Here is a 214-nt window from a genome sequence, read left to right on the forward strand (position 1 = left end):
TTATTTTAATATATCCTTTCGTCTGCTCGTCTATGATTTTACGTTTCGGGCTCGTCCGCTTTGGGTATACTACAGGCTTATAATAAATGCTTGATTTGGCAACACCTAATGTTTTTATAGTACGATTAATACTCACTTTGAATTCCCTGGATAACGATTCAACTTCTTGCTTCGTTGTTGATCCATTTCTAACTTTTTTTTTAAAATCTTGATG

Annotated in this window: 1 protein-coding gene; it reads right to left on the reverse strand. The window is 33.6% G+C overall.

Going from position 1 to position 214, the window contains the following annotated elements:
• Positions 1 to 214: hypothetical protein (locus JIV24_RS22565; RefSeq protein ID WP_234445936.1), on the reverse strand; the 214-nt coding region annotated here is incomplete at both ends.

Source organism: Carboxylicivirga marina (genome assembly GCF_016612505.1).
Lineage (GTDB): Bacteria > Bacteroidota > Bacteroidia > Bacteroidales > Marinilabiliaceae > Carboxylicivirga > Carboxylicivirga marina.